The organism is Polyangium sp. 6x1 (assembly GCF_029946515.1).
Taxonomy (GTDB): Bacteria; Myxococcota_A; Polyangia; order Polyangiales; family Polyangiaceae; genus Polyangium.
The window spans coordinates 51,972-78,817 of the sequence record NZ_JARZHH010000047.1; the positions used below are offsets into that span (position 1 = coordinate 51,972).

Here is a 26,846-nt window from a genome sequence, read left to right on the forward strand (position 1 = left end):
TGAACGCCTCGTTCACTTTTCGCCCACCCACCCTTGACGTCCCCCTAAAGTGAACGTACTGTTCACTTTAGAGAGCGGGACGACGTGGCACGACAGCTCAACGAACAGGTGCGCGAGCGGGTGTTTCGCGCGGCCGAGGAAGTGTTTGCCGAGGCCGGGTACCAGGGCGCGACGATGGCGGCCATCGCCACGCGCGCCGGGGTCTCGACCGGCAACATCTATCGGTATTTCGAGCACAAGGACGCGCTGTTCTACGCCGTGCTCCCGGACGAATTCGCGGCGCAATTCCTCCGGCTCACGCGCAGGCGCGTGCAAGCGCTCGTGCGCGCGCCCGCGCCCACGGAGCTCGACGCGGGCGCGGAGGAGCGCGGCGAGGAGCTGCTTCGTTTCTGGATCGAGCATCGCTGGAAGGTCATCACGCTCCTCGACCGGGCAGAGGGCTCGCGGCACGAGCCGTTCGCCGAGACGTTCGTGCGGGAGCTCATGCGCCCCTCGCTCGCCAAGCTCCGCAAAGACGCGCCGCAGAGGCGCGTGAGCCCCGTCGCGCGTTTCGTGTTGCAAACCATCTTCCGCAACACGGTCCGCACCATCGTGTCGATCCTCGAATCCCACGAGGACGAGGCGCAGATCCGCAAGGCCTTTCAAGGGTTCTGGAGTTATCAGCTCGCCGGTTTGTCCGGCTTTGCCAAATGGGTGCAGTCATGAGCCAAGATCTCTGGGAGCTCGACGCGGTCGGGCAGGCAGCCCTCGTGACGTCGGGCGAGGTGAGCGCGCTCGATCTCGTGGACGCGGCCATCGCGCGTATCGAAAAACTCGAACCCGTGGTCCACGCGATTGCGAGCGTGGACTTCGACGCGGCCCGGGAGAAGGCCCGAGCGCGGCCTACCGGGCCGCTCGGCGGCGTGCCGTTCCTCCTCAAGGACGTGCTCGCGTATCCCGGGCACAAGCTCACGATGGGCTCGCGCCTCTTCCGCGATTACGTCGCGCCCGCCGGGTCGCCTTATACCGAGCGGTTCGATGCCGCGGGGCTCATCACGCTCGGAAAAACCACGACGAGCGAGTTCGGCCTGCTCGGCAGCACCGAGACCCTTCTCGCGGGGATCACGCGCAATCCGTGGGATCTCGCGAAATCGGCCACGGGTTCGTCCGGCGGCGCCGCGGCCGCGGTCGCGAGCGGGATGGTGCCGATGGCACACGCGAACGACGGCGGAGGATCGATCCGGATCCCCGCGTCCGCCTGCGGTCTCTTCGGCTTCAAGCCGGGGCGCGGGCGGTGCGTGTCCACGGGGTACGTCGACCCATTGGGCATTCTCATCGAGCATTGTGTGAGCCGGAGCGTGCGTGACAGTGCGCTCTTGTTATCGCTGACGGAGGACCCGGGCGCAATGCCTCGGGTCGGATACGTGGATCGTCCGCTCGATCGAAAGCTGCGTATCGGCGTGTACACGACGACGCTCCTCGGGCGGGCGCCCGATCCCGAGGTGATGCGTTCGCTCGCGCAGACGATGCGGCTCTGCGCCGAGCTCGGGCACGAGGTGGTGGAAGCGCCGCCGCCGCCCGTCGACGGCGCGTCGCTCTCCGAGGCGTTTTTCACGCTGGAAGGCTGCTTCATGCGCGACCTCGCCCGTACGCTGGAGAGCATGTTCGGAAGGCCCATCGGCGAGAACGACCTCGAGCCCTACACCCTTGCGCTGATCCACCATTCTCGCAGTTTGCCCGAGGGCGCCCAGGCGCGCGCGCAGGCCGCGTTCGCCCACGCGTCCGTGCGAATGCTTTCCTACATGGAAAGCTACGACGTCCTCTTGTGCCCGACCCTCCCCGTGGCGCCGTACGACCTCGGCACGCTCGCGCCCGAGCTCGATCGCGAGCTGCTCATTCGTCGCACGGAGGTGCTCGCGGGATACACGCCCATCCACAGCATGGCAGGTGTGCCGGCCATGTCCGTGCCGCTCGGCTCCTCGGAATCGGGCTTACCGCTCGGCAGCCATTTCGCCGCGCCGCTCGGGCAGGAGGCGACCCTGCTCGGCCTCGCTTATCAGCTCGAAGAGGCCGCCCCGTGGCGGCATCGCTTCCCAGCGGTGACGCGCGCCGCGCGGGAGGGGAGCGCGCCTCCGCGGCCGTGCTAGGGTAGCGCCCATGTCGCCCGCCGAGTTCGAACCGCCGATCACCCCGCCTTCCGACATCGTGGAAACGGTGCGCCGGCAGGGGTTCGCCGTCGCGAGCTCGTCCTGGATTCAGGGCCTCGAAGGCGCGTCGCGCCCGGACCTCCCGTCGTTCGCCGCGGAATGGGACGACATGCCGCTCGACCCGTACCTCAAGGACAGCGGGCACTACCGGCGGCGCCGGCATGCTTCGTTCCTCGTCGACGAGGCCTCCTGCCGGCTCGTCCCGCACCGCGCGCACTTTCAACCTCTGCAATACAATGCGCTCCACGGCGGCATGGAGCGCTGGTTCGAGCCGATGCGGCAAACCTTGATCGGGCAGCCGTTCTGGTCGGCCTTGCTCACGGGGCTCGCGCGGGTCTGCTCGGAGATCGGGCACCCCCGGAGCCCCTGGTACGTCGAGGCGCACCAGTTTCGCATCGACACGAGCGAGGGAATCGGCCGGCCCACGCCGGAGGGGGCGCATCGCGACGGCGTCGACTTCGTGGCGCTGTTCCTGATTGCGCGAAGCGGGATTCGCGGCGGGGAGACCCGCGTCTTCGACGCGCGTGGCCCGCAGGGGATCCGCTTCACGCTCACCGAGCCCTGGTCCTTCCTCTTGCTCGACGACGAACGCGTGATCCACGAGTCCACGCCGATCCAGCCGCTCCTCGGAGGAGAATCGGGGGCTCTGCCGTACGGACATCGCGATACGTTGGTCCTCACGTACCGCAGAAATGGGTTTCAGGACCCGTGACCCCGCGCGCGCCTCTTGACAGCGGCGGCCGTATTCGATTCTCTTGCGCTCATGGGCGTGGGTAACGCGACGGGGGATCTGCCGGCGGCGTATGCGCTGCACCTGGTCGATCTCGCGGCGCGGTGGGGTGTCGCGCCCGACGAGCTGCTCTCCGGGCTCGGGCTCACGCGCGAATCCCTGACGAACCCGGCGGCCCGGATAACCCTCGACACCACGGGCACGCTCGTGAAGCGGGCGACGGCGCTCACCGGGGAGCCGGGGCTCGCGGTTTTCATGGGCCTGCAGATGCGCCTCTCGTCGCACGGGTATCTCGGGTTCGCCGCCATGACGGCCGGGACGATCCGCCAGGCGCTCGAGCTCGCCATTCGTTTCGTGCCGACCCGCACCACGGCGCTCGCCTTCCACCTGCACGTCGAGGGCGATACCGCGTCCCTCGTCTTCGAGGAGCGCGCGCCTCTCGGCGAAGCGCGTGAGTTCATTCTCATCGCGCTCATGGTCGGCATTGCCCGGATCGGCCGGGACATCACGAAGCAGGAGCTCGTGGGAGACGCGTACCTCGCATTCGAAAAGCCCCCTTATTTCACGCGGTTTTCGCAGATCGCGCCGGGGCGGATTCATTTTGGCGAGCCCTCGAACCGCATCGTCTTCGCCTCCTCGGTCCTGGATCTGCCCCTCGACATGGCCGATCCGGTGGCGATGCAGCTCGCGCGCGAGCAATGCGAGCGGGAAATGCAGGCCCTCGGGCGGGACGATCGGACGGCGGCGAGGGTACGCGAGCTCTTGCCGCTGCCGGAGGGATATCGCTCGCTCGAGGAGATCGCGCAGCACCTCGGCGTCTCGCCGCGCACGCTGAAGCGTCGCCTCGCGGACGCGGACACCTCCTATTCCGAGATCCTCGACGAGCTCCGGCAGGAGCGCGCCATGCTCCTCCTCCGGGACGAGAGCCTCTCGCGCGAGCAAATCGCCGAGCGGCTCGGCTACTCCGACGCGGCGAACTTTGCGCGCGCGTTTCGGCGCTGGACCGGGCGAACCCCTGGCATGCTCCGCAAACCCTGACCTCTACGACGAGGTCGCGGGTCGATACGAGGCCTTCCACCGTTCGAGCTCGTCCCTGTTATCCATGTCCCAGGGATGGAAGCCGGGCCGGTAGTAATCGAGGTAATGCAGGAAGAGCTTGAACATGCCTCCCGGGCGGAAGAAGAGGAAATCGACGAGCGACACCCATTCCCGCGCCGAAAAGAGAATGCCGTTCTCGTGCATGAGCCGCGCCTGGTGCTCGATCACCTTCCCCCAGAAGATCAGGGTTGTCGGGATCATCAGGGCGCACCGCTCGAGCGCGTTGCCGCCCGACGCGAGGTAGACGTCGAAGGCGACGGCCTTGTGCTCGTTCTCCTCGGCGGAGTGCCAGCGCCAGAGCGCGGCCATCTCCGGGTGGGCTCCTTCGAGGAGCCGCGGATCTCCGAGGATGAAATGGCCCATCAGCGCGGTGAAATGCTCCAGGTTGCACGTCACGGCGAGCTGCCAGCGCGGCGGCAGGAGCTTCGTCGCGCGGCGGAGGATTCGCTCGACGCGCTTTTCCATGGCGTCGATCGGATACCCCTCCTTGCGCAGCATCTCGTTGTACCGGTCGTGCTCGCGGCCGTGAATGCCTTCCTGGGCGGCGAAGGCCTTGACCTCCGCGAGGAGCGCGGGATCACGCACCCTGTCCCGATGGGCCTTCACGGCCGCGATGAAGAATCGCTCGCCCGCCGGGAAGAAGATGGAGAGGTTGTCGAAGAAGAGGGTGACGGCCCGCCGCCCTCCATGCCAAAAACGCGGGATCCGCTCGTCGGTCTCGAACCGGAGGTTCCGAACCTCGATCGTCGGGGAAACGGACATGGCTCACCTCGTGCGGGAACATGCGGATCTTGACACGACGCGCCAAGCCGCGGCAGGTTCGCGCGTGCCAGATCCGTGTCATCTGGGGCCAGAGGAGAAGGGGAGCGACAGCCGGCTCGCCGGCATGCCCCGTCGATGCGGGACGCGAGGCACCGTGCTCCGTGGGGTTTCGTGCTAGCGTCGCTCGCACGGAGGTCTTGCATGAAATTGCTTGCAGTCGCCATTCCTCTCGCCGCTGTCCTCGCCCTCGCGCCGCGCGCCGCGCGCGCCGGCTGCCCCCAGGCGGCGGGGGACGGGTGCGACGCCGTCATCAAGCTCGAAGCCGCCCTCGAAGGCGCGCCCGCATGCGCGCGGCTCGACCGGATCGATTCCGAGAACGGCTGCGTTTGTCACGGCACCGTCAGCCTCGTGAACAATTGCGCTTTCGACGTCGTGGCCCAGGATTTCACGTTCGACGGTACCCAGACGCTGGTCCTGCCCGGCGAGACGGGCTTCCTCTACGTCGAGGGAGGTTCCACGGGCGACGCCGTGGGCGGGCCGCCGGGCGACCACCACGACGAGCTCAACCTCCAGGCCGACGGGCAAGCCTTCAAGTTGGTCCTCGATTACTCTGTCGAGCACCGCGTGCTCGAGACCGGCTGCAGCGTCTCCGGCGCCGATCGTCCGGGCCTCGCCGGCGTGGGCCTTGGCCTCGCTGCACTCTTCTTCGCACGCCGCCGCCGGGCTCGTTGAAAGGACGGAAACCATGCGAATCGAACTGCGCGTTTTTACGAGCTCGTTGTTCTTCGTCGCGGCCGTGGCTGCCGCCGGTTGCTCCGGCGGCGGGGGTGGCGGAGCGGGAGCGGGAGGCGCCGGCGGAGCGGGAGGCGCCGGTGGAATGGGCGGCGCCGGTGGAATGGGCGGCGCCGGTGGAATGGGCGGCGCCGGCGGAATGGGCGGCGCCGGCGGCGGTGATCCCGGGCCCAGCGTCGATACGACGAACCCGCAGCTCTACCAGGTCTCCTTCAAGGCCGACCAGGCGGATCCGGCCGCCACGAAGGCCCTCGGCACGCAGGTCGCGTTCCTCGATACGCGGGTCGCGCCGCGCGGGAAGCTCGTCGTGTATCTGCACGGCGCGGGCGCGCCTTCCACGTGTGGATCGAACGCCCACGGCGAGGTGCTCGCCGGCCTCGGCTTCCACGTGCTCGGCCCCTGCTACCTCAGCGATTACGGCGTGGGCAACTGCGGCGACGACATCGAGGGATGCCGCCTCGAAGCGTTCGACGGCACGAATCACCATCCGTTCGTCGACATCGCTCCGCCGGACAGCATCGAGACGCGTATCGTCAAGGGGCTCGCGTATCTCGCCGCGCAAAACCCGGCGGGCGATTGGACGTACTTCGTCGACGGTGACAAACCCCGCTGGGACAAGATCGTCATTTCGGGTATTTCGCACGGCGCGAGCACGTCGGCGGTCATCGGGAAACACCGGCTCGTCCACCGCGTCGTGAGCCTCTCCGGGCCCCTCGACAGCAACCAGGCCTGGCTGAAGGCGGCCTCGATCACGCCCATTGATCGGTTTTACGCCCTGACCCATACGGCCGACTCACAGCACCCGGGGCACCTGCAATCGTTCGAGGATCTTGGCCTCCCCGGCGCGCCGACGTCCGTCGACGGCGCGATGCCGCCCTACGGAGACAGCCATCGCCTCCTTTCGTCGGCGGACACGAACGACGGTCACGGCTCCACGCAGGCCGGCGGCTCCTCGCCGAAGGACGCTGACGGAGCGTACGTATTCTTGCCCGTCTGGACCTATCTCTATGCGGGAGCCCCCTGAGCGGTAGCCCGGCGGCAGGAGCGAGCTCGACGCCGATCGGGCCCTGTCGTTCGTCGAGGGGCGCGCGGTCACGGGCCCGGATCGAGGGTCCTGCCACATCGACGCGCCTCGCCCTCCCGCGTCTCCAGGTCGAGGCAGCGGCGGAGCGCCTGGAGGAAGTAGTGATCGCCGAAGGAGAGCGATTGCTGCGGCAATCCGTAGGACGTGGACCCGCGCGCCAGGATGCCTTGGTGCGGAGAGTCTACCGCCAGATAGGCGCGCGTGCCGTCGGGGGCGCGGAAGGTGAGCAGCGCAAACAGGATGTTCTCGGCGGCGCCGAGATACCGCTCCCGCAGGTCGGGATCGTCGACGAGCGTGCCGAGCTCGAGCAAGCCCGCGGCCGCGACGGCGGCAGCGGACGAATCCCGCGGCGTGAACGTATGCGTGCCCGGACGCCTGTCGCCGAGGACGCCGTCGCCGTTCGCGTCGTTCCAGGGGCCTTCGGGCTCGCCGAGGGCCGCGTCGAAATCGGTGGGCGGCACGAAGTCGCCGGGGACGTGGTTGTACGGGTCGGTCGTGTCGTTCGGCAGGTGCTCGATGAAATAATCGGCGGCGCGCATCGCCGTTTCGAGGAACCGGCGCGGATCGACCGAGGGATCGTCCCTGGTGAAGCGATACACCGTGGTGAATCCATGAATGGCCCACGCCTGGCCGCGTGACCACGTGGATTCCGCGGCAAACCCTTGATCGCTTATCTTTTTGTGGATCCGGCCCGCCCCGGGGCTTTGGCCCTCTTCGTGCTGGACGATGTGGTAGGTGCTGCCGTTCGGGCGCACGTGCTCCGCCATCACCGTCTTCGCGTGGGTCACGGCGTGCTCGTAGAGGACGCGCGAGGGCCCGGATGCAGGACGACCGGCGAGGTCCCAGGCGAGCAAGGGGAGCTCGACGTTCATCATGCTGTCCATGTACACGGGATAAGGCGCGAGGTAATCGTTGGAGAGCGGAAATGCGCGGTACGCCCCGACCGGCGTGGAGCCCGCGTCGAAGAGCTGATTCAGCGAGGAAGCGCTCCGCTCGATCGCGCCCCGCGCGCGTCTCCGAACGACGCCGCCCGGATCGTCGCTCTCGTCCAGCACGAAAAGGGCCTCGCCGAACGTCGGGAGGAAACGAAAACCGAGATCGTGATCGATCGGGACATTTTCGAGCGTCGCCATCGTGGACGTCCACGCGAGCGCGGCCTCCCGCATCCGCGGATCACGCCCGTGACGATAAAGCTCCCAGACGACGCCCGGGAAAAAACCGCTGCGCCAGTCCTCGACGGGCTTTTGCTCCCAGCTCCCGAGGTCGGGCGGCGAAGGCTTGGTCACGACCGGGAAAAGCGAGGCGAAATGGTCGGGATCCAGGCGAGCGAGCTCCTCGATCGTGGCGCGCGTCCGTTTTTCGGCGAAGGCGAAGGCCTCGTCGATCCGCGGGCGAAGCGGAGTCGCGGCGGATTCGCCCGGGGCCTGCTCGGTCCCGCATACCGGGAGCGCGAGGCTCAGCGCGGCGATGACGGGGACATTCCGACGGAGCCGGTCCACGGGCGCGTGCATGCCCCATGTCTCGTGCCCGGTGGACCGGCGTAAAGCCGCAGGGGACCCTACGGCTCGACGAACGAAGGCGCGGCGCTCTGTCCCGGGCAGCTCGCCGCGCAGGTGTCTAATTTCCGCTTTCTTTTCCGCCGGGGGGCGGCGTGGGTGAGGTCAAGTTCGTCGTCCTCGCCCTTGGGTCCGACGTCCCGCCGCGCCGAGGAGCGCGACGACCGCCCCGGCCAGCGGAGCGAGCGACGACGCGTCCTGACCTGCCGCCTGGCACGTGCACCCGCCACCGCCCACAGCGACGAACGGGGGCTGGTCTTCGCCGCCGGTGCCCGTCGTGACGGCCATACCACCGGAGCCTGCCATTCCACCCGCGCCACCCGCGCCACCCGCGCCGGCCATTCCGCCGGAGCCGCCCGCGCCGGCCATTCCACCGCTACCGCCCGCGCCGCCGGAGCCACCGGCGCCGGCCATTCCACCGCTACCGCCGGCGCCACCGGAACCGCCCGCGCCGGCCATTCCACCGGAACCGCCCGCACCGCCGGAGCCGCCCGCGCCGGCCATTCCACCGGAACCGCCCGCATCGCCGGAGCCGCCCGCGCCGCCGCTGCCGTTTCCGGTGCCGCCCATTCCACCGGCGCCGGCCATTCCACCGGCGCCGCCCGAACCCCCCATGCCACCTGCTCCGCCCGCGCCACCGCTTCCCGTGCTTCCGACACCGATCCCCTCGTTCAAGCACGTCCCGCTCACACACTGGCCGCCGTTGCATTGCGCGTCCGTCGTGCACGACGTGAGCTCGATGAGCCGCGCCTGCACCCGCGCGCTGCCGAACGGAGCTTCGGCGTGGAACGTCGAATACGTGACCAGCACCTTGCCGCCGTTCGTCGACGCGAGCGACGGAATCCCTTTCGGCAGGTCGTCCGTGGTGATCGGCAAGCTCGTGATGACCGTGAGATTGCTGTCCAGGACGAGGGCCGCTTCATCGGTCATCGTCGGGCCGCACGTCCGGTAGGCGACGACGAGCCGGTCGCCATCCCTGATCGCGCCGCGCTCCCCCAGCCCGAGATAGCCGCAGCCGGGGTGGCTCGCGAGCTCGATCGGCGTCGCGTCCAGGGGCGCGCCGGCCGGGCTCACCCGCGCCCCGAGGAGCTTCCTCGCGGCGGGGTCGAACCAGAACACGACATGGTTCGTCCCGTCAAACACCGTCGAGACGCCGCCGACGCTGCCGGAGCCCGGGAGCGTCAGCGGCGACGGATCCACCGGCGCGCCCATCGAATCGACGCGCGCCATGCGCACGCCGGGCCCATTCCACAGATTCCACACGACGAGGTGGTTCGTCCCGTCGAAGGACGCACTCAGGTCCCGGGGCCATTCCAGCGCGAGGATACCGCTGGGGGAGAGCTGTCCCCCGGTATCCATCGTCTGCAAGGCGATCCCGTAGTCCCCGAGGTCCCAGTCGTATCCGGACTGCACGAGGAGCGTCCGGCCCGCGCCCACGGAGAGCGCCACGCGGTCGCTCGTGTCGGAGAAATGCGGCAGATGGATCGAGGACGCATCGAGCACGACGCCCTGGGTATCCATGCGCTTCACGAAGCTCGAGGCCGTGGAATAGTCATACCCGTTGAGGAGGGTCGAGAAGCCGAGGATCGTGTTGGTCCCGTCAAACGCGACGCTCGTTTTCTCCACGTCGTCCGCTCCGCCCTCCACGGAGATCCCGCTCGGATCGAGGGAGACGCCTGCCGGGGTCACACGCGCCGCATAAAGGTTCGTGCCCTGCCCCAGCAAGAAATCACGCGCGTCGGACCACGAGACGATGAAGTTCTTCCCGTCGAAGGTCGCCGACGGCGATCGCTGGTCATTTGCGCCGCCCGAGACGAGGAGCGGCGACGCGTCGAGCTCCGTGCCGGTCGGGGCGAACCGACGTGCCTGGATCGAGTAACCGCCGGGGAAGAACCCGTCGAAATACGCGTTTTGCCACACGACGAGCGCCTGCGACCCGTTCGAGGCGCTTTGCCCGTACGCGCCGAGGCTCGTGTACGTCACGCCGCCCGGATCGAGCACCACGCCCTGCGGAGATACACGCGCGCGGCGCAGCGGATACGCGACGAAGTCTGCCGTGTAATCGCACCACGTGACGACGGTGTTCGTCCCGTCCGTCGTCACGTCGATTTCCGTCGCATCGTACACCGGCCCGCTGATGGCGATCCCCGCGGGATCCAGCACCGTGCCCTGCTGCGCGTCGAAGCGCGTCCCCATGATCGTCGTCGCGTACGTGTCGTCGTCGTATTGCCCGTACCCGATGAAGTACTCCTTCCCCGTCCACACCGGCACCGGATCCCACGTGGAGAAAAGCGGCGCGGGCGTCATGATCTCGATGCCCGCTGCGTCGACGAGCGCGCCCTGCGTATCCACGCGGTGCGCATACCCGGCCCCGGCTGATTCGCGCAGGAGGAGCGCCCCTGCGCCGTTCGACGCGACGTCCAATCGGTAGCTCGGGCCCACCGTGATTCCGCTTGGATCGAGGGCCTGCCCGGCCGGTGAGACACGACCATACAGGCCCGTGCCACCATCGACCCACGCCACGACGTAATTCGCGCCGTCGTACGCGACCCGCGTCTTCTGCCGGATCGTCGTCGACGTGGAAAGCGTGATCGGCGCGCCCACCGGCTTGCCGTCCCCGTCGAGGCGCTGGCCGTACACGCCCGTGTTGTTGATCTGGTTCGCGACGCCCGTTTGGTACGTCAAGAAGAACCCGTTCCCGTCGCTCGCGAGCGCGGGCTTGATCGCGTTCGAGCTCCCCAGGACAGGAAAACCCGTCGCGTCGAGGAGGGTGCCGTCGGCGGCGATACGCGCCGCGTAGATGCGTTGTTCCGAGGTCGGATCGATGTAACGCTGCCCCTCCCAGACGACGAGGTAATGGCTTCCGTTCCACGCGACCGCCGGCCGGAACCGCCGCCTCCCCGCGGGCAGGCCTGCGATCGGCGTATCGATCCCGAGCTCCGGCGACAGGAGCGGATCCAGCACCGCCGGATACGCCGACGACGCGAGCACGCGCTCCGGCACGCGCATCACGATCTGCCCTTCCTCGACGCGCACCGGGACGCGCGCCTTTTTCCCCGTCGCGTCGATCCACGTCGCCCGGCCGAACCGCACGCCGAGCCCCGTGGCCGGATCGACGAAATGGTAGCCGTCGCGTGTCTCGCCGACGAACGCCTCGCCCCCGACGTCGAGCGTGACCGCGAGATCCCCCGCGCCCTCGGGCGCGCGCGCGAACGAATACGAGAGCTCGACGCCGCCGCTCCGATTTTCGAGGTGCTCTTCCACGTCCCCGCGCGAAACGACGAGGTGCCCATCCGCCTCGACGCGCCCCGCGCCCGCGCCGCGCCCGAGCTCCACCGCGCCCCGCGTGACCCGCGCCTTCTTCAGTCGCAGCGGCGCTCCTGCCCGCGGCGACGTGTTCGGCGACGCCGCGGGCGCGACGGGCACGATCTCGAACGCGTCCGCCGTCGCCGTGATCTGGTGACCGGACCCCGCGCCGATGAACCGGCCGTTCTCCATCCGGAACCTCGCGCGCGCCGCGCGGAGGCTCGCGTCGAGATCGAACGCAGCCGACACCTTCGGGCCGGACGCCGAGCCCGCGAGCGGGCGGCTCTCGGCCGGCGCGGGGCTCTCGCCGCGCGCGCACGCCGCGAGCAGCGCCGCGGCGAGGAGGAGGCTCGTACGATCGGCGAGAAAGCGGAGGCGTGGGAAATCCTTGGGCATCATACCATGTCGATTACCACGAAGGGGGCGGGCGCTGGAAGGGCCCCACGCCCGTGCTTGCTCCCCGGCCTTTCCGGGTGGTATGAGCGCTAGAACGGGAAGCATCGGGAAGTTTCGTGTCGGAGAGCAGCGGCGCGCACGGTTCGTCGGAGATCGAGGCGCTCGTACGGGGCGCGCTCGGCGGCCAACGTGCGGCCCAGCGCGTGCTCATCGAGGACGTGCTCGCGCCGGTGATCCAGGCCCGCGTCGCCCGCGTCCTCGTCCGGCGCAGCAGCTCGAAGGGGGATCTGCGCACCGAGATGATGGACCTCTGCCAGCAGGTCTTCGTGCACGTCTTCAGCGGAAACCTCCTCGCGCGCTGGGATCCGGAGGCGGGGCCGCTCGGCGCGTTCGTCGGGGCCATCGCGGAGAACCACGTCCGCTCGATCCTGCGCAGCCGGGTGCGTAGCCCCTTCACCGAAATCGCGACCGAGCAGGAGGCGCTGGAGCTCGCGCTGCCGCGGGGCGGGCCGTGCCACGAGACCACGATCGTCTCGCGCGAGGCGCTCCGGAGGCTCGAAGCCGAGCTCGACGACGAGGAGCGGGAGGGGTTTTTCGCGTTCTTCGTGGACGAGCGATCCATCGAGGAGATGTGCGTGGTCACGGGCAAGAGCCGGGAGGCGGTGTACAAGCAGCGCCAGCGGCTCCGGGAGCGCGTTCGGCGTATCCTCGACGAGGACGAGGCCGCGCGCGCGAGGACCCGGGAGGAGGGGCTATGAACGAAGAGCAGGATCCGCGGATCGAGGCGCTCGCCCGGCGCGCGCGCGAGCGCGAAGAGGAAGAGCTCGCCGCGCTCTTGCGCCCGCTCGACAAGGCCGAACGAAGCGCGCTCGTAGGCGGCGTGTTCGCCGCGCTCGACGCGAAGCGCGCGCCGGAAGAAGCCCCACCGGCGCCGGTCGTCCCGATCGAGACCGCGAAAAAGGCGGGCGCGCGCCGCAGGTTCGGGTTCGTCGGGGCGCTCCTCGCCGCGGCGCTCGGGGCGCTCGCGCTGTTCGTCGTCCTGCGCCGGGACGCGCCGGCTCCGATTGCGGCCTATACGCTCTCCGTCGAGGGAGGCAACCAGGCCGAGCGAGGGGACAAACCCCCGGAAGACGCGGTGATCCGGCTGGATCCGGCCTCGCGGCTCTCGCTCGCGTTGCGGCCCGCTTCACCCGTATCGGGGGCGATCGCGGTGCGTGGGTTTGTCGTGCGGGAGGGCGCCGCGAAGCCGTGGGAACCGCCAATGGTCGTCGGCGCCGGCGGCGTCGTGCGGATCGAGGGGACCGCGGCGGCGCTCTTCGGGGACGTGCCCGAAGGCGCGTGGGACATCGTTCTGCTTCTGGGCCGGCCCGAGGCGCTCCCGGACGAACCGACGCTCGCGCGGGCCGCGGTTTCGGGGGAAATGCTCGCCGGTTTGTCGGCGCATCGGCTGCGGATCACGCTCTCGCGGCCGCGCGGCGCGCTCGGCGGGGGCGGGCAAAACGAGGGCGCGTCGAGGAGCCAGGTGTCCACGTGCGCCGCCGCGCCGGCGGAGGTTTTACCGGACGCACTGGTGCAGGCCGAGGCGGCGCGCAAGCGCGGCGAGCTCGATCGGGCGTCCGCGCTCGTGGAGGGCGTCCTCGGGGGAGGGGCGCCGGACGCGAAGCGGGCCGCGACCCGGCAAAAAGCGCGGATCCTGATGGCCACGCGCGGGCGGTTCGACGAGGCGGCCGCGCTTTTTCGGGAGGCCATCACGCAGGATCGCGCGGCGGGGCGCCCCTCGGACGAGCTCGACGATACGTTCGCGCTTTCGTACGGCCTCCTCCTGGACAAACGCGCGTTCGGCGAGGCGCGCGCCTTGCTCGAAGGGCTCGGGCCGCTCCTTTCGGCGTGCCCCGAGGCAGAGCCCAAGGCGGCTTATTACAAGGGATTGCTCGGGATCGAGACGGGGGACCTGCGCGCGGCGCTCGGCGCGTTCTCGGCCGCGGCGGCCGGCGCCGAGCGGCTCGGGCTCGACGCGTATCGAAGCGCGGTGCTGGAGCAGGAGGCCGAGGTGCTCGCGGTGCTCGGGCGGCACGAGGAGGCGGCGGCGCGGCTCGGGCAGGCGCGGGCGCTCGCGGGGCCGTCGGCGGACGCTTGCCGGCGCGCGCAGCTCGCGAGCAATGCCGGGTGGATCGCCCTTCGAGCCTCGGCGCGATCGGGGCGAGGGCTCGACGAGGCGAAACGGGTGCTCGAAGAGTCGCTCGCGCTCACGCGCGAGGGATGCCCGGCGGGGCTCGGGAACGTGCTCGTGAATCTCGCGCTCGTCGAGCATGAAATGGGGCGAGGCAAAGAGGCGCGGGCGCGCCTCGACGAAGCGAAGCGCGCGGGCGGCTGGGCCGAGCTCGGCGGGTGGCAACGGATGATCGAGGCGCGGCTCCTCCTGTCCGAGGGAAAACCGAAGGACGCGCTCGCGGCGCACGAGGCGCTGCGGGCCGAGGGGGAGCGGCTGTTTTTGCCCGAGCTCGTCTTCGAGGGCGCGCTTGGCCGCGCCGAGGCGCTCGCGGCGCTCGGAAATCGCCCGGAGGCGCGCGCGGCATTCGTGGAGGCCGAGAAGGCGCTCGCGGCGTGGGGTCGGGGCGTGCCGCTCGGCGAGGGTCGGGGATCGTTCCTCTCGGCGAGGCAGCGGGGCGCGCGGCTCTGGGTGGAGTTCTTGGTGCGCGAGGCAGAGCGGGGCGACGCGCGGGCGGCGCGTGAGGCCATGGAGGCTGCGCGGCGATCGCTCGCAGGGTTTGTCCAGGCATTTCATTGGGTGAACCGCGTGGGCGCGCTGTCCGCGGAGGCGCGAGGGCGCTGGGACGAGGCGGTGGCGGGCTACCGGCGCGAGCGCGCGGTCCTGGAGGAGAAGGCTGCGGCGCGCGGGCCGGGCGCGGGCGGGCTCGAAGCGGAGCGGGCGGCGCTGCGGAGCGCGCTCGACCGGGCGCTCGCGGCGCTCGGCGCAGGCGAGGCGCAAGACGAGGCGCCGCCTGCGTCCGTTCTGACCGCGGAGGAGGCGCTCCTCGTGGTGCATCCGGTGCACGAGGGGCTCGCGGGGTTCGTCCTGACAGACGGCGGGCGGAAGGTCGAGGCGCGGCGGCTCGGATCGTCGGAGCCGAAGAGCGTGCCGGCCGAGCGCGCCGAGGCGTGGCTCGGGCCTTTTCGATCGGCGCTCGCGGACGTTCGTCGCGTGCGCCTGGTTTTACCGGGAGAGCTTTTGTCGACGGATTGGCACGCGCTCCCGTTCGATGGAGCGCCGCTGATCGAGCGCGCGGAGGTCGTGTATTCGATGGACCTCGCGCCGCGGCCTGCGCGCCCGCCCGGCGGCGCGACGGCCGTGGTGATCGCCGATCCGACGGAGGATCTGCCCGGCGCGCGCGGGAGCGCGGGGGCGGTCGTCGCCGCGCTCGAAGCCCGCGGCCTGCGGGTCGTATCGCTGCTCGGCCAGGCCGCGACCCACGAGGCCGTGCGGGACGCGCTGGAGCTGCCCTCCGTGCGGCTCTTGCATTACGCGGGGCATGCGACGTTCGAGGGGCCGGACGGCCTCGAAGCGTCTCTCCGCCTCGCCCGTCGGGGGCGTTTTTCGGTGGCCGACGTGATGGCCCTCGCGCGTGTGCCCGAGGTCGTGGTGCTCGCGGGTTGTGACACCGCGCGCGCCTCCGAGGTCGACGCGGCGGGCGGAGGGCTCGGCCTCGCGCAGGCCTTCCTCTTGAAGGGCGCCCGCGCCGCCGTCGCGACGCCCCGCCCGATGGGCGACGCGCTCGCCGAGCAGGCGACGCGCCTCCTTTATGCCGAGCCGATCGAGCGCGACCCGGCCCGCGCCCTGCGCGCCGCGACCCTCGCCCTCCGAAAGGGCTCGCCCGAAGGCGACTGGGCCTCCCTGCGCCTGCTCGGGGAGTGAGCGAAGGCGTCCGCGAGATTTTTGTTCGACCTCTGTCCAATCTCCGGACGGGGCGGCGTAGAGCCCGCCGAACACGCCACGAGGGAGACCACGAGGGGCGCGCCGGGAGATCTGGCGCTGTCCTCGGGGGCGCTCGGGCATTGCTTTCGAGGTCGGACATGGCTCGCATGTCGAAGAGGACAGTTCTGTCCACGCTCATCGGTGTATCCATCGTATTGCCCTGCGCGACGGCCTTCGCGGACGTCGTGCTCGAGCCCAACGTCATCAAGGGACAAGCGCGGTTCTCCAACACGAACCCCAGCGTCGTCGCGCTGCTCCAGCAGCTAGGGATGACGTCGGCCACGATCAACGCGTCGAGCTCTTCGCCCGTCGGGTTTCACAGCAACACGAACGCGCTCGCCGGGACGCCCATCTCGCGCGGCTTCGAGCTGTCCGCCGAGTCGGGAGCCGGAGGGCCTGCCGGCGTCACCTACGGAATGGGCGCGACGGGGTTCCTCTACGCCGCCGCGAGCTACACGGCGTCGGGGCAGTACTGGTTTCAGCCCATCTCCGGCGTCGTCTTGCAGTCCATCGCGCAGCAGCCCGCCGGGACGACCGCGGACATCGCAGATTGCATCGGCCTCGTGCGCGTTCGCTGGGGGCTCGATCCGCAATGCCAGACCCCCTTCGTCATCGGCTCGGGCTCGATTCAGACGAGCTACAGCACGAGCAGCTTCCAGAACACGGCCGAGCACTACATCTTCCAGCTCGGGGGCACCAGCGAGACCCGGAGCCTCTCGATCACGACGGGGAACGATCCGACGCAGAACACGATCTCGTTCCAGATCCCGCTGGATTTGCATCCGGCGTGTGACGAGATCCAGGACATCTGCATCGACATGTCCCAGTTCATCGATGGCGGCGGCGCGCTTGGCTCGCTCCGGGGCCCGTTCGACGTGCTCGGGGAGATCGAGCAGGACAAGACGTACATCCGCGCGTACAACGGCCCTTCCGGCAATCAGCGCTACGGCCATTTCGCGCCGCCCGAGATGCCGCTCGCCTCGCCGGGCACGTGGTGGACGCTCCCCAACATGGTCCCCGGCGATTACGCGATGTATGGCCTGGGCCTCGTCCGCACGGGCCGTTTGACCACGCAGCTGACGACGCCTCGCATGGGGACGGGCACGCCGGCCGGTACGATCACCGTGCAGGCCGGGGTGAGCTCCGATCTCCAGCAGAACATCGGCGGGCAGCTCCGGTATCCGTTCGTCATGAAGCCCGCGCGGTTCCAGGGCGGCATCCTCCTCGCCGATCCGTACGTCGTCGCGAGCGGAGCCTATAGCTCGCTCTCGGCCCTCCGGTTCTCCGCGGATCCTCCCTGGTCGAGCCAGTATCCCTGGGGCACCACCGTCCGGGCGCTGGACGTCGATACGTTCACCGGACAGAGCATCACCTCGTTCGACGGGAGCTTCGATCCGGCCACCGGCGCGCTCTCGTCCGTGTACGAGCAGCTCGTCGTCGATGCCTACGACATCCCCACGAACTGGAGGCAGTCGGGCCTGATGCTGGATTTCTACGACCCGTCCACGCAGCGCGAGGGCTTCCTCACGATGCAGCGCGATAGCACGAGCCACCTGATGGCGCCGGGCGACGCCGTGCCCATCGACCACGCCTATTGCTTCAGCGAGGTGGAGCTGCCGTACTCCATCGCGAGCGGGCTCCTCTTCGATCCATACGCGATGGTGACGGGTTCCTTCAACGGAACGGACTGGCAAGGCAATGCCACCGCGTACACGGTCCAGGGCACGTTCCAGGGGTGGCCGAAGGCCGAAGCGAATGCCGCCGCGAACGGCACGGTGCGCCTCGCGCTCCCCCAGGGCGCGTATACCCTCCAGCCTGGCGCGAGCGTCAAGTCGCCCTCGGGCGCAATCAGCACCGCGACGTTCGCGACGACGCAGCTCGATCTCGGCTGCGGCCAGCGCGTCACGGTCTCGCCGGGCCTCAGCGTCTCCGCCGAGCTCCCGCTCTGCGCGACCTCGGCCACGCCCGACGTCGTGGGCGCCGTGGCGAGCAGCGGCGTCTCCGTCGATCGCATCTGGTACACGGTCAACGGTGGGCCCGAGATTGACATCTGCGCCTCGAACTGCGGCGCCGATCCGCAGTTCAGCGCGCCCGTGAGCCTCGCGGCCTGCGGCAATACGATCCAGGTGTTCGCGAGCGCCGGCGGACAAACCGCTTCGGTCACGACGCAGACGACCTGGGAGGATCCGAACGACGGCGTTGATTGCGAGGGATCCTGCGAGCCGCCGCCGCCCTCCGGAGAGACGTGCGCCACCGTGCACGTGGAGCCGCTCGTCTGCGAGGGCGGCGAGGGGGGATATTCGCTCACGTTCGAGATCACGAACGAGCTCGACGAGCCCATCACATACGTGCTCCTGCCGGATCCGCACGTGTCCCCGAAGGTGGTCACGTTGCCGGAGCCGCTCCAGCCCGGCGCGTCGACGACGGTCACGGCGACGGTCTCCGGCGTCAATCCAGGCTCCGGGCTCTGCATCGACGTGGGACTGTCGAATCCCTCGGCAAACGAATGCTGCTCGAAGGAGATCTGCTTCGACGTGCCGGCCTGCTGCTTCGCCGTCGTGGGGGAGAAGATCGCATGCATCCCGGGCGCGCCGGGCGGCACGTTCAATTATTCGTTCAAATTCGAGAACCGCACGCTCGACACGATCGAGCACGTCTTCCTCTTCCCGCCGAGCGGCGTCTCCGTGTCGCCCGAGTACGTGGACGTGCCGGCCACGCCGCCGGGTGGCATTGCATACGTGGGTGGGCTCTCGTTCTCGGGCGCGACGCCTGGCGAGGAGCTTTGCGTCACCGTCGGGATTCACGACGAAGAGATGAACGAGTGTTGCGCCGAGGAGGTTTGCTTCAAGGTGCCCGAGCCTTGCGGCAAAGAGGTCCCGGGTGAATCGCTGCCGCCGACGAAGGGGCTCGCTGCCGCCGAGGGCTGCTCCGTCGTCGCTTCGGGCAGCGACAGAGGCTCCGTCTTTGGCCTCCTCCTCGGCCTCGCGGCGCTCGGCGGGCTCGCGCGTCGCAGGCGTGCGTAGGGCCACGCGGTTTCTCTGTCCAATCTCCACGGTGAGCGGAGTACAGTTCTTCGATCGCTCACCGTGGAGGTCTCGTGTCCCGCTTCGCCTCGTCCCGCATCGGCCTTTCCTTGGTCGCCCTCGGCGCCGTGCTCGCCCCCGGCCTCGCCTGCAGTCCCGCGCCCCCGCCTTGTCCTCCTCCCGAGGGTGACCCCGGCTGCACTGGACAACGCTGGATCGCCATCGAGAACCCCAGCGACGTTTGCCCCGTCGATCCCCTCGGCATCTGGACGGAGGACAAGCTCTTCAAGGGACCCGTGGGCGGCCCGCCGCCCGCCCTCGCGCGGTATTGTGTCTACGAGTGGACCGGCGCGCGCGTGAACCCCGGCGCGAAGCAATGCTTGCCGTATGGCGCGAATGGCCCGGGGGACGACGAGATCAACCAGCTCCAGGCGGTCGTCGGCGCGGGCGCGGAGCTCGGGGAGGATTGCATCGACACGGCGCCGCTCGGCTACGAGGAGGACGCGGCGGGCTGGGCGCGCAAATCATTCGGCCGGCGGGCCGGCGGGGTCGATTCGTTTTCGTCGTCCCCCATGGATCCCACGCTCCCGCGCCCGGTGCGGATCGTCGCCGCAGACACGTCCCCCGATGCGCTCTCCGGGGGCATTGCGATCGGACAGAGCCGGCACGGCGATACCGTGGCGCACGTGGCCCGGGATCTCGCTTGTCCGGGCGGCGAGGCGGCGCCCTGCGCGGCCCACGTCACGACGGCGCTCGGGTTGCCCCGCACGGACCTCGCCAATCCCTTGAGCACCTCCCCGACGCAAGGCGGGTTTTTCGGGACGGAGGGGGATCTCGCGCAGGCCGTCGAGCGGCTCGTGCTCTCCTGGCGCAACGAGATCACGGCGGGGCAGGGGGATGCGCGGCTCGTCATCAATCTGAGCGTCGGCTGGGAAGACGTCCCGGGGCGGAACAACTGCGCGCCCGAGAAGCTCGCGCAAAACCCCGAGTCGCTCGCGCCGCCCGCGCGCGCCGTGCTCGATGCAATGCGGTATGCCGCGTGCCACGGCGCCCTCCTTCTCGCCGCCGCTGGCAATGACACCGGCGGCCCCACGCCGGCGAGTGGCCTCGTTTGTCCGGCGCGCTGGGAGGAGATCGCGATGCCGGACGCCGCGACGTGCAATGCGCTCGTCGGGGCGCCGTTCGTCGAGACGTGGACCGGTCGATTCCCGAGTTTTCCGCGCAGGCCCGCGGCGGCGAACCCGGCCCCGTACGATCGGGTCGTGTACGCGGTGGGCGGCGTCGATCAGGGCGACGAGCCCCTCGTCCCGGGGCGCCCGCTCGCGCGTCCGCGCATCGCCGCCCTGGGCTTGCTCGCGGCGGCCTGGGACATGACGCCGAACGCCGCGGTCACGCCCAATGCGAACGGGCAGCCCCCCACGCCGCCGCCGCTCCTGACGGGCACGAGCGTGTCGACGGCGGTCGCGAGTGCGATCGCCGCGGGCATGTGGGCCTATAACCCCGCGCGCACCGCGCCCGAGATCCTCGACGCCATCTATCAATCGGGCGTCGTGCTCCAGCAAAACGGCGCGAACGTCCGCGCGGATCCGGATACGTGCGTCGGGACGAACGCCTGCGCCGTGCACCGCCTCTCCTTGTGTCGCGCGCTCGGCGTGCCTTGCGACGACGCCGCGCCCGTGGGGGCGCAAAACGATCCCTTGCCCAATGCGACCTTGCCGTCGTCGCTCCTGACCACGTTGACGACCGAGTTCATGACGGCGACCGCCTTGCAGGCGTCGTTCCCGGACACCGCGCCCATTCCGAGCCATCAGTACCGGACCGTCGCGGCCGCGCCGTGGACGTTCCCGCAGCCGAATTGGCCGGCGTGCCCGGCCTGCGTGGTCGCGGTCCAGGGGCCGAACGACGTGATTCTTCATGCGAGGCCCGGCGTCACGATGAGCGACCTCACGCTCGTGCTCGTCGACCGCCAGGGCGGCATTCGTTCGGCGCGCGTGGCGGGCTCGGCGCAGCGGAACGACCTCCTGCGGATCGCGATCACGTCGCAGGCCGGGTTTTCCGCGGCCGGAATGCGCAGCGTTTGGCTCTCGGGGACTGCGACCACGCAGAGCGGGAGCCCCGTCTCCGTCGTCCAGCAAATCGCGGTGACGGGGCTCTGAAGCCTCAGGCGGAATGCAAGACGATCGGGAGCGAGCCCGGGCCACGCACGAGGAGCGTGCGGTGCCAGGCCATCGGCTCGGGGCCGGGGGAGATGCCGCGTGCGTGCTGGAAGAGCGCCTCCAGGGCGAGGCGCCCTTCCAGACGCGCAAGCTGCGCGCCGAGGCAGAAATGGACACCATGGCCGAAGGGCAGGTTCTTCGGGCCGGGCCGGTCCAGGTTGAATTGGCCTCCGTCGGGGAACTGGGATTCGTCGCGATTCGCCGAGCCCGTCATCACCAGAAGCGGCGCGCCCTTGGGCAATTTCACGCCGCCGAGCTCGACCTCCGCGGTCGTCGTGCGCGGGACTGCGTGGAGCGGCGGCTCGTAGCGTAGCACTTCGTCGATGAAGGCAGGGATCCGCGAGCGATCGGCGCGGAGCCTCTCCCAGAGCTCAGGTCGTTCGAGCAGGACCACGAGCGAGGCGCCGAGCATGTTCACCGCGGTCTCGATGCCGCCGACGAGGAGCAGGGTCATGAATGCAATCAGCTCGTCTTGCGTGAGCGCCTCGCCGTCGACCTTGGCCGTGAGCAGATCACTCACGAGATCCTCGGCGGGCGCGCGCCGGCGCTCTTCCAAAAGCTCGCCGAAATAGCGCCGCAGGTCCGCCACGGCGCCGCGCGCGAGCTCCTTGCGATCGTGTTCGTCCGGACGCACCGTGGTCACGCCGCCGGTGATGAGGTCCGCCCATCGCTTGAGGCGCGCGTGCAGCGCGGGGGAGAGCCCCATCAGATCGCCGATGACGAATGCCGGAATGCGCAGCGCATAAGGCGGCACGATGTCGATGGGCTCTCCGAGCGGCAGCTCGGCGACGGCCTGCTCGGCGAACGCCCGCACGCGCGGCTCCACCCGCGCCATGGCGAAGGTGCCGAAGGCGCGGGAGACGAGCGCGCGCAGCCGCCCGTGCTGGGGCGGATCCATCGTGATCATCGAATCGGCGAAGGGGTTTCCGCCGAGCCACGGCGGGTTCACCGCGAGGCCGAAGCCACGCGAGGAGAAGAGCTCGGGATTCTTGAGCACGAAGAGGACGTCGTCGTGCCGCGTGACGGCCCACATGCCGCCCGGATCCACTTGACACACGGGCGCGTTGCGACGCATGTCCGCATAGACCGGATAAGGGTCGTTCCTGAACTCCGGGGAGAGCACATTGTAACGGAAGGTCATGACGAGCTCCAAAGAAGGGAGGCCGATGATACCGCGGCCCGACATCCCGGAGCGGCGAAATCGTCCGTCGCGAGGGGATGGGCGCGCGCCCACGTCGTTCGGAAGCGGAGCGCGTCCCTACGCGTTGACGCGCGCGATGACCGAGCCCTCCCGGACAGGAGACCCGAAGAAGACGCTCGGCGTGCTCGCAGCGACGTTTGCCCTGGCCGCGTCCGCGTGCTCTCGCCCCGCGACCCAGACGAACGACGCCGCGGTCACGACCGAGCCCATCGCGTCCCCGAATGCATCCGCGCCGGCGGCCCCTTCTTCGACCGGAGTGTCGCCGAACGCGCCCGCGCCAAGCGCCTCCGCTGCTGCCGTCGCCGCGCTGCCGTGCGCGGGGGTGGAGCCGCGCTCCCGCGTGGAGGCGCACGAGGGCAATATCTATTTCTGTGGGCAGGATGGATCGGCGCGTAAGCTCACCGATTCGGGGAAAGACAATTCACCGGCGCTCTCTCCGGACGGGACGCGGGTCGTCTTCGTGCGGGCCGAGGGGATCTCGTCGGTCGAAGCCGACGGGTTCCGGGTCACCGACAACCGCATTCTGCTGCATGACCTCGCGTCTGGCCAAACCCGCGAGGTCGCGAAGAACGGCACGTGCCTGAGCCTTTGGTCGCCGGTCTTCGCGTTCGACGATCTCGTGCTGCTCGACGCGCGGGGATACGAGCTCCCCCGGTATACTCACACGAGCGTCTGCGGCGTCGACCTCCGGAGAAAAACGCCCGTGGTGCAGGCCATCGCGAGCGGGACCGATTGCGTCGCGGCCATTCGCTCGGGGCCCTACCGGGGCCACCTCTACGCCGAGGGCTATCGCAGCCCCGGCCCCACGGAGTATTTCGCGATCGTCGATCGCTCGGGCCACATCGTCCGCGAGCTCGAAGCTTCGGCGAGCACCGAGGATCCCCCCGAGGGCCCGGCCGCCCAGACCGGCGCTTTCTGTCGTCCCCCGCGGCGGCTCGATTTTCGGAAGAGGTGAGCCCGCCATGATAGAGTGCGGACGATGCTCCGCCACCATCGCCTCCTTCTCGGCGCCGTGTTGTCCGCATTTTGTTTGAGCTGCAACGTCATCTCGCCGCCGCCGCTCATGCCGAACCTCGCGCGCGTCGGGCCGAGTCAGCCGGGGGACACGCGGATCATGCTCGTCGTGGGGCTCGGCGCGGGCGTCTGGCTCGACGCCGGGGTCGGGGCCGAGCTGCGGGTCGAATCACAAGTGAACGAGTGGGCGACCGTGGGAGGCGGGCTCTCGGGCGCGCGCAACCTGGAGCACGGCGACCCCGAGCCCGGATCGAGAGTGCGCGCGGGGGACAGCCATCCGCGCTGGCTTTATGGCCTGCGGACGTGGGGGCGGTTCAATCCCGGCGAGCTCGATTGGTTCGCGCTGAAGGCAGGCGCGGGGATCGCGGGCACGAACAAGGGGACGGTCGCGCTGACGCTCGACGGCGCCCCGCTGTTTGGCCATTCGTTCGAGGTCGGCGGGGAAGCGGGGAGCGCGCCCTGGCTCGTGAGCCCGTATGGCGGGCCCGTCGTGGCCCTATCGGTCCCTTTGCGGCAGGGGGAAACCATCATGGACCAAAAGGTCAACCTGGGGTTCGGGCCCGATATGCACACGACGAGCCATCTCGAGCCCATCCCATTCACCACGACGTTTTTCGTGGGCGCGCAGGGAGGGATCGCGGTGGACGCGCCCGGCGCCCCTGCCTGGACAGGGGCGCTGGAGGTGCTTTCGCTGCTCGGGATCTCCGACACGCACGCCGCCGTGCTCATGGGCATTGCGACGGGGCAGGGCGTGCGCGTGCGCCGCTGAGCGGGCGAGCGTTCATCGCCTCGGCCGGCCCGCCACGGTGCGCGCGAGCGCGAGCACGCGGAGCGCGACGACGAGCGATTCACTCTGATCCTGCTGCGGCAAGGCCTCCACGACGAGGCGCGCCGAGAACCTCGAAAAGAGCGGAAGCTTCTTCGCGAGATCGATAGGCAGGTACGTGGGGATGCCCTTGTCCGCCATCGGGCCATGGAGCAGCGCCCGGATCCATTCGGCGCCCGAAAGCTCGCGTTTCTGGTACTTGCGTTGCTCGAGCAGGACCCGGCGCGAATGGACGTCGAGGTAATCGGGCGGGAGCATGCGGTTCGCCCGGCTCCACGCCTCACGCACCCGGAGCGAAAAATTCGCCGCCACGTCGGCGGAGCTGCCGAGCGGGGTGCCGAGCGCCTCGTTCGCGAGATCGAGCGTCTCCTTGAGCTTCTTGTCGCCCACGGCGAGCGGCGCGGCCGCGCTCGACAGGACCTTGAGGAGCTCGACCTCGTCGAAGGGCAATTCGAGGTCACCCGCGACGACGAGCAGCGGTGGTTCGAGCACGCCGTCGTCGTTGACCGCCGAGAAAAGCGCATTCTCCACGTCGAGCGTGGGCGTGGCCCGCGTGAGGACCCGGGAGACGCGCGATTTTTCCTCTTTCGATTTTTCTTCCGGGGTCTTTTCTTTCTTGCGCTCGGGTTTCTTGCGAGGCTTGGGCGGCGAAGCTTCCGGATCCTCGTCATTCCACGGGTCCTCGGAGGCCTCGTCGGCGGGCGCTTCGGGCTCCGCGGGCGGAGCCGGCTCGAAGAGGGGCTTCCAGGCCTCGTTTTCGGGGAGCCGCGGGGGGAGCTCGGGGGCAAACCACAAGAGATCGACGAGGAAACCCGTGGGCGCTGCGGAGGGAGGCGCGGCGGCGGGTTTGTCGCGCCGCTCCTTTTCGCGGTCGTCCTCCGTCGGCGCCGTGGCTGCGGCATGGGAGGCCTCGGCCGCGCCGAGGAATGCGGCCGTGGCGAGGACGCGTGGATCGCTCTTGGCGGGGCGGGAACGGTCCTTTTCGATGGATGCCGGCGGCGCGGCGGGCGGCGGCGCCTCGGGCGCGGGGCGAGCCTTTTGCGCGGCGAGCACCGCTGCTTGCCCCACCGTGGTCCCGGCCGGCCGCGCGACGGTCGGCGGCTGCATCGGGAGGGCGGGCGCGGGCGGCGCCGAATGCGGGACGACGACGCCCGGGAGCGACGGGACCTGCGGGCGCATGGGCGCGGATGCGAGGGGCGGCTGCGGCGCCGTCGCCAGGGGAGGCGGAGGCGCCACGACGGGCGGCGGCGCCATGGGCGGCGGAGGCGCCACGACGGGCGGCGGGGCCGGGGACGCAGGCTCAGCCGGGCGCCGAAGCTGCGCCATGGGCGGCGGCGCAACGGGCATGGCCGGCGCGGGCGCGGGGGCAGGCGCGGGATGGTTTTTCTTCGCCGTGAGCCACGCGGGCATTGCGTCGCGTGGGATCGTCCCGACAAACACGGCCGTGTCGTGAAGGTCCTCGGGCGGCGGCTGGGGGCGCGGCCCGTGCGGCTGCGGCTGCTTCGACGGCGGAGGCTGCGCGGCCGCGCCCTGCGCGAATGGCATGGCCGGCGAGGCCGCGAAGGGCAGGGGATTGTGCCCGACGCCGTGGAGGCTATCGGCCGTCGTTTGCGTGAGATCGAGATCGTCGTCGTCCTCGTCGAGCGAGGGCGGCGGCTCCGGCGCGGTGCGCGTCGGCTCGGGGAACCGCACGGGCTCGCCGGGGTATTCGACGCCGATGAAGATGCGGCCCGGCTGATCACGGCCGTCGAGCGGAATCTGGGCGCGGAACGTGAGGCTCGCGATCGCGCGGTTCGTATCGATCCACAGGGTGTCGGCGACGAGATCGGGCTCCCAGGGCGGCAGGCCTTCGATCTCCACGCGCATGCGGGGCCTGATCCCCGGGAGGCGCGTGGAGAATCGTTCGATCTCCGGGTGCATGTTTTCGAGCAGGATCGACTCGTCCGGCCGGAGCTCGGAGACGAGCTGATCCGGCGGCGCGCTCTGGAAATACGAGCCGTCGAACTCCATCCCGAGCGGCGTCTCGGTCCACGTGCTGTTCGCGAACGCCCCCACGAGCGCGCCGAGCTTTGCGCTGCGGACGAGCCACCCCGATGCGATGGGCCCGAAGCCGACCGTCGGAATCGGGCGTGCGCCCTCCGTGTCCATCAGCCCGGGGGGCTGTAGGTTTGGCAGGGCACGCCGCCCGTACGCGTCGACGACGGCCGGGTCGATCCCGACGGGGTTCCACGAATCGTCACCGCCGGCGGCGCGCTCGTAGCGGAGCGGCATCTGCGTCCATTTTGGCCCCTCCGCGACGGCGCCGTCCCTCGTGACAGAGCGCGCGCCGAGGACCTCGATCGATTTGTCGACGTCGGCGACGACGAGCCTCGCGAAGAGCGAACGCACGGGCTCGCGCCGCGGCGCGAACGCGCTGCCGACGAGCAAGACCTCTGGCCGGGGTTTGTAGGGCGCGAGGTCGCTCGGCGCATAGACGCATTTGCCCGGGTCGTCGTCCCAGTGGTTGTCGCGCTCGTTGATCTCCTCGGGCTCGGTCGCCACGATCGACGTGCCGGGCTTCAGCGCGTACGTCACCTTGCAGACGACGGTGAGCGACCATTGCCCGGGCTGCTCTTGCCACGTGACGGAGCCCGTGAGGAAGGGCGGGAGGGTGATGATGTCCATGAAAAACCGATTCCTGCCC

At 70.0% G+C, this 26,846-nt stretch carries 17 protein-coding genes; 12 read left to right on the forward strand and 5 right to left on the reverse strand.

What is annotated here, in order from left to right; translation table 11 throughout:
* The first annotated feature begins 84 nt into the window (after window positions 1-84).
* Genes QHF85_RS33805 through QHF85_RS33820 form a run of 4 tightly spaced genes read left to right on the forward strand, consistent with a single transcriptional unit; the run spans window position 85 to window position 3,954 of the window.
* Window positions 85-705 (forward strand): TetR/AcrR family transcriptional regulator, encoded by a 621-nt coding sequence (locus tag QHF85_RS33805; protein WP_281331526.1) that lies wholly within the window; start codon window positions 85-87, stop codon window positions 703-705.
* Window positions 702-2,126 (forward strand): amidase family protein, encoded by a 1,425-nt coding sequence (locus tag QHF85_RS33810; protein WP_281331527.1) that lies wholly within the window; start codon window positions 702-704, stop codon window positions 2,124-2,126. The genes QHF85_RS33805 and QHF85_RS33810 overlap by 4 nt, the downstream gene beginning before the upstream one ends.
* A gap of 10 nt (window positions 2,127-2,136) precedes the next feature.
* On the forward strand, window positions 2,137-2,898 hold the full coding sequence (locus QHF85_RS33815) for a 2OG-Fe dioxygenase family protein (protein ID WP_281331528.1): 762 nt from the start codon (window positions 2,137-2,139) through the stop codon (window positions 2,896-2,898).
* A 51-nt stretch (window positions 2,899-2,949) separates the two neighbouring features.
* Entirely contained in the window at window positions 2,950-3,954 is a 1,005-nt protein-coding gene (locus QHF85_RS33820) for an AraC family transcriptional regulator (RefSeq protein ID WP_281331529.1), read from the forward strand.
* A 3-nt stretch (window positions 3,955-3,957) separates the two neighbouring features.
* On the opposite strand, the gene QHF85_RS33825 is transcribed toward QHF85_RS33820, so the two are convergent.
* Window positions 3,958-4,776: a metal-dependent hydrolase gene (locus tag QHF85_RS33825; RefSeq protein ID WP_281331530.1), complete on the reverse strand. Its 819-nt coding sequence runs from the start codon at window positions 4,774-4,776 to the stop codon at window positions 3,958-3,960.
* Window positions 4,777-4,977: 201 nt separating this feature from the next.
* On the opposite strand from QHF85_RS33825, the gene QHF85_RS33830 reads away from it, so the two are divergent.
* Together QHF85_RS33830 and QHF85_RS33835 are read left to right on the forward strand one after the other, a co-directional pair.
* On the forward strand, window positions 4,978-5,508 hold the full coding sequence (locus tag QHF85_RS33830) for an MXAN_0125 family MYXO-CTERM protein (RefSeq protein WP_281331531.1): 531 nt from the start codon (window positions 4,978-4,980) through the stop codon (window positions 5,506-5,508).
* Between the two features lie 13 nt (window positions 5,509-5,521).
* Entirely contained in the window at window positions 5,522-6,592 is a 1,071-nt protein-coding gene (locus QHF85_RS33835) for a hypothetical protein (protein WP_281331532.1), read from the forward strand.
* A gap of 68 nt (window positions 6,593-6,660) precedes the next feature.
* Here the strand turns inward: QHF85_RS33835 and QHF85_RS33840 are convergent, their stop codons facing one another.
* Window positions 6,661-8,163 (reverse strand): hypothetical protein, encoded by a 1,503-nt coding sequence (locus tag QHF85_RS33840; RefSeq protein WP_281331533.1) that lies wholly within the window; start codon window positions 8,161-8,163, stop codon window positions 6,661-6,663.
* 150 nt (window positions 8,164-8,313) lie between these two features.
* Window positions 8,314-11,913 carry a hypothetical protein gene (locus QHF85_RS33845; RefSeq protein ID WP_281331534.1) on the reverse strand — a complete coding sequence of 1,200 codons (3,600 nt, stop codon included), beginning with the start codon at window positions 11,911-11,913 and terminating at the stop codon, window positions 8,314-8,316.
* 113 nt (window positions 11,914-12,026) lie between these two features.
* On the opposite strand from QHF85_RS33845, the gene QHF85_RS33850 reads away from it, so the two are divergent.
* The 4 genes from QHF85_RS33850 (at window position 12,027) to QHF85_RS33865 (ending at window position 21,062) form a co-directional block, all read left to right on the forward strand.
* Window positions 12,027-12,668, forward strand: coding sequence for a sigma-70 family RNA polymerase sigma factor (locus QHF85_RS33850; RefSeq protein ID WP_281331535.1), 642 nt, complete (start codon window positions 12,027-12,029; stop codon window positions 12,666-12,668).
* A complete protein-coding gene (locus QHF85_RS33855) occupies window positions 12,665-15,823 on the forward strand; it encodes a CHAT domain-containing protein (RefSeq protein ID WP_281331536.1) in 3,159 nt (1,052 codons plus the stop codon). Before QHF85_RS33850 ends, QHF85_RS33855 begins: the two co-directional genes overlap by 4 nt.
* 167 nt (window positions 15,824-15,990) lie before the next feature.
* Entirely contained in the window at window positions 15,991-18,906 is a 2,916-nt protein-coding gene (locus tag QHF85_RS33860) for a hypothetical protein (protein ID WP_281331537.1), read from the forward strand.
* A 74-nt stretch (window positions 18,907-18,980) separates the two neighbouring features.
* Window positions 18,981-21,062, forward strand: a complete 2,082-nt coding sequence (locus tag QHF85_RS33865; RefSeq protein ID WP_281331538.1) for a S8/S53 family peptidase — start codon at window positions 18,981-18,983, stop codon at window positions 21,060-21,062.
* Between the two features lie 4 nt (window positions 21,063-21,066).
* Here QHF85_RS33865 and QHF85_RS33870 read toward each other — a convergent pair whose 3' ends face one another.
* Window positions 21,067-22,263, reverse strand: coding sequence for a cytochrome P450 (locus QHF85_RS33870; protein WP_281331539.1), 1,197 nt, complete (start codon window positions 22,261-22,263; stop codon window positions 21,067-21,069).
* A gap of 136 nt (window positions 22,264-22,399) precedes the next feature.
* Between QHF85_RS33870 and QHF85_RS33875 the strand changes: the two genes are divergently transcribed.
* Complete coding sequence (locus QHF85_RS33875) at window positions 22,400-23,278, forward strand: hypothetical protein (RefSeq protein WP_281331540.1); 879 nt, start codon at window positions 22,400-22,402, stop codon at window positions 23,276-23,278.
* Window positions 23,279-23,302: 24 nt separating this feature from the next.
* Window positions 23,303-24,106, forward strand: a complete 804-nt coding sequence (locus tag QHF85_RS33880) for a hypothetical protein (RefSeq protein ID WP_281331541.1) — start codon at window positions 23,303-23,305, stop codon at window positions 24,104-24,106.
* Between the two features lie 12 nt (window positions 24,107-24,118).
* Here the strand turns inward: QHF85_RS33880 and QHF85_RS33885 are convergent, their stop codons facing one another.
* Entirely contained in the window at window positions 24,119-26,827 is a 2,709-nt protein-coding gene (locus QHF85_RS33885) for a DUF2169 domain-containing protein (RefSeq protein ID WP_281331542.1), read from the reverse strand.
* Between the last annotated feature and the right edge of the window lie 19 nt (window positions 26,828-26,846).

Bases quoted from the DNA above. Each gene is read 5' to 3' on its own strand.
- QHF85_RS33810 (WP_281331527.1), top strand. From the start codon at position 702: ATGAGCCAAGATCTCTGGGAGCTCGACGCGGTCGGGCAGGCAGCCCTC.
- QHF85_RS33815 (WP_281331528.1), top strand. From the start codon at position 2,137: ATGTCGCCCGCCGAGTTCGAACCGCCGATCACCCCGCCTTCCGACATC.
- QHF85_RS33820 (WP_281331529.1), top strand. From the start codon at position 2,950: ATGGGCGTGGGTAACGCGACGGGGGATCTGCCGGCGGCGTATGCGCTG.
- QHF85_RS33825 (WP_281331530.1), bottom strand. From the start codon at position 4,776: ATGTCCGTTTCCCCGACGATCGAGGTTCGGAACCTCCGGTTCGAGACC.
- QHF85_RS33830 (WP_281331531.1), top strand. From the start codon at position 4,978: ATGAAATTGCTTGCAGTCGCCATTCCTCTCGCCGCTGTCCTCGCCCTC.
- QHF85_RS33835 (WP_281331532.1), top strand. From the start codon at position 5,522: ATGCGAATCGAACTGCGCGTTTTTACGAGCTCGTTGTTCTTCGTCGCG.
- QHF85_RS33840 (WP_281331533.1), bottom strand. From the start codon at position 8,163: ATGCACGCGCCCGTGGACCGGCTCCGTCGGAATGTCCCCGTCATCGCC.
- QHF85_RS33845 (WP_281331534.1), bottom strand. From the start codon at position 11,913: ATGATGCCCAAGGATTTCCCACGCCTCCGCTTTCTCGCCGATCGTACG.
- QHF85_RS33855 (WP_281331536.1), top strand. From the start codon at position 12,665: ATGAACGAAGAGCAGGATCCGCGGATCGAGGCGCTCGCCCGGCGCGCG.
- QHF85_RS33860 (WP_281331537.1), top strand. From the start codon at position 15,991: ATGTCGAAGAGGACAGTTCTGTCCACGCTCATCGGTGTATCCATCGTA.
- QHF85_RS33870 (WP_281331539.1), bottom strand. From the start codon at position 22,263: ATGACCTTCCGTTACAATGTGCTCTCCCCGGAGTTCAGGAACGACCCT.
- QHF85_RS33875 (WP_281331540.1), top strand. From the start codon at position 22,400: ATGACCGAGCCCTCCCGGACAGGAGACCCGAAGAAGACGCTCGGCGTG.
- QHF85_RS33880 (WP_281331541.1), top strand. From the start codon at position 23,303: ATGCTCCGCCACCATCGCCTCCTTCTCGGCGCCGTGTTGTCCGCATTT.
- QHF85_RS33885 (WP_281331542.1), bottom strand. From the start codon at position 26,827: ATGGACATCATCACCCTCCCGCCCTTCCTCACGGGCTCCGTCACGTGG.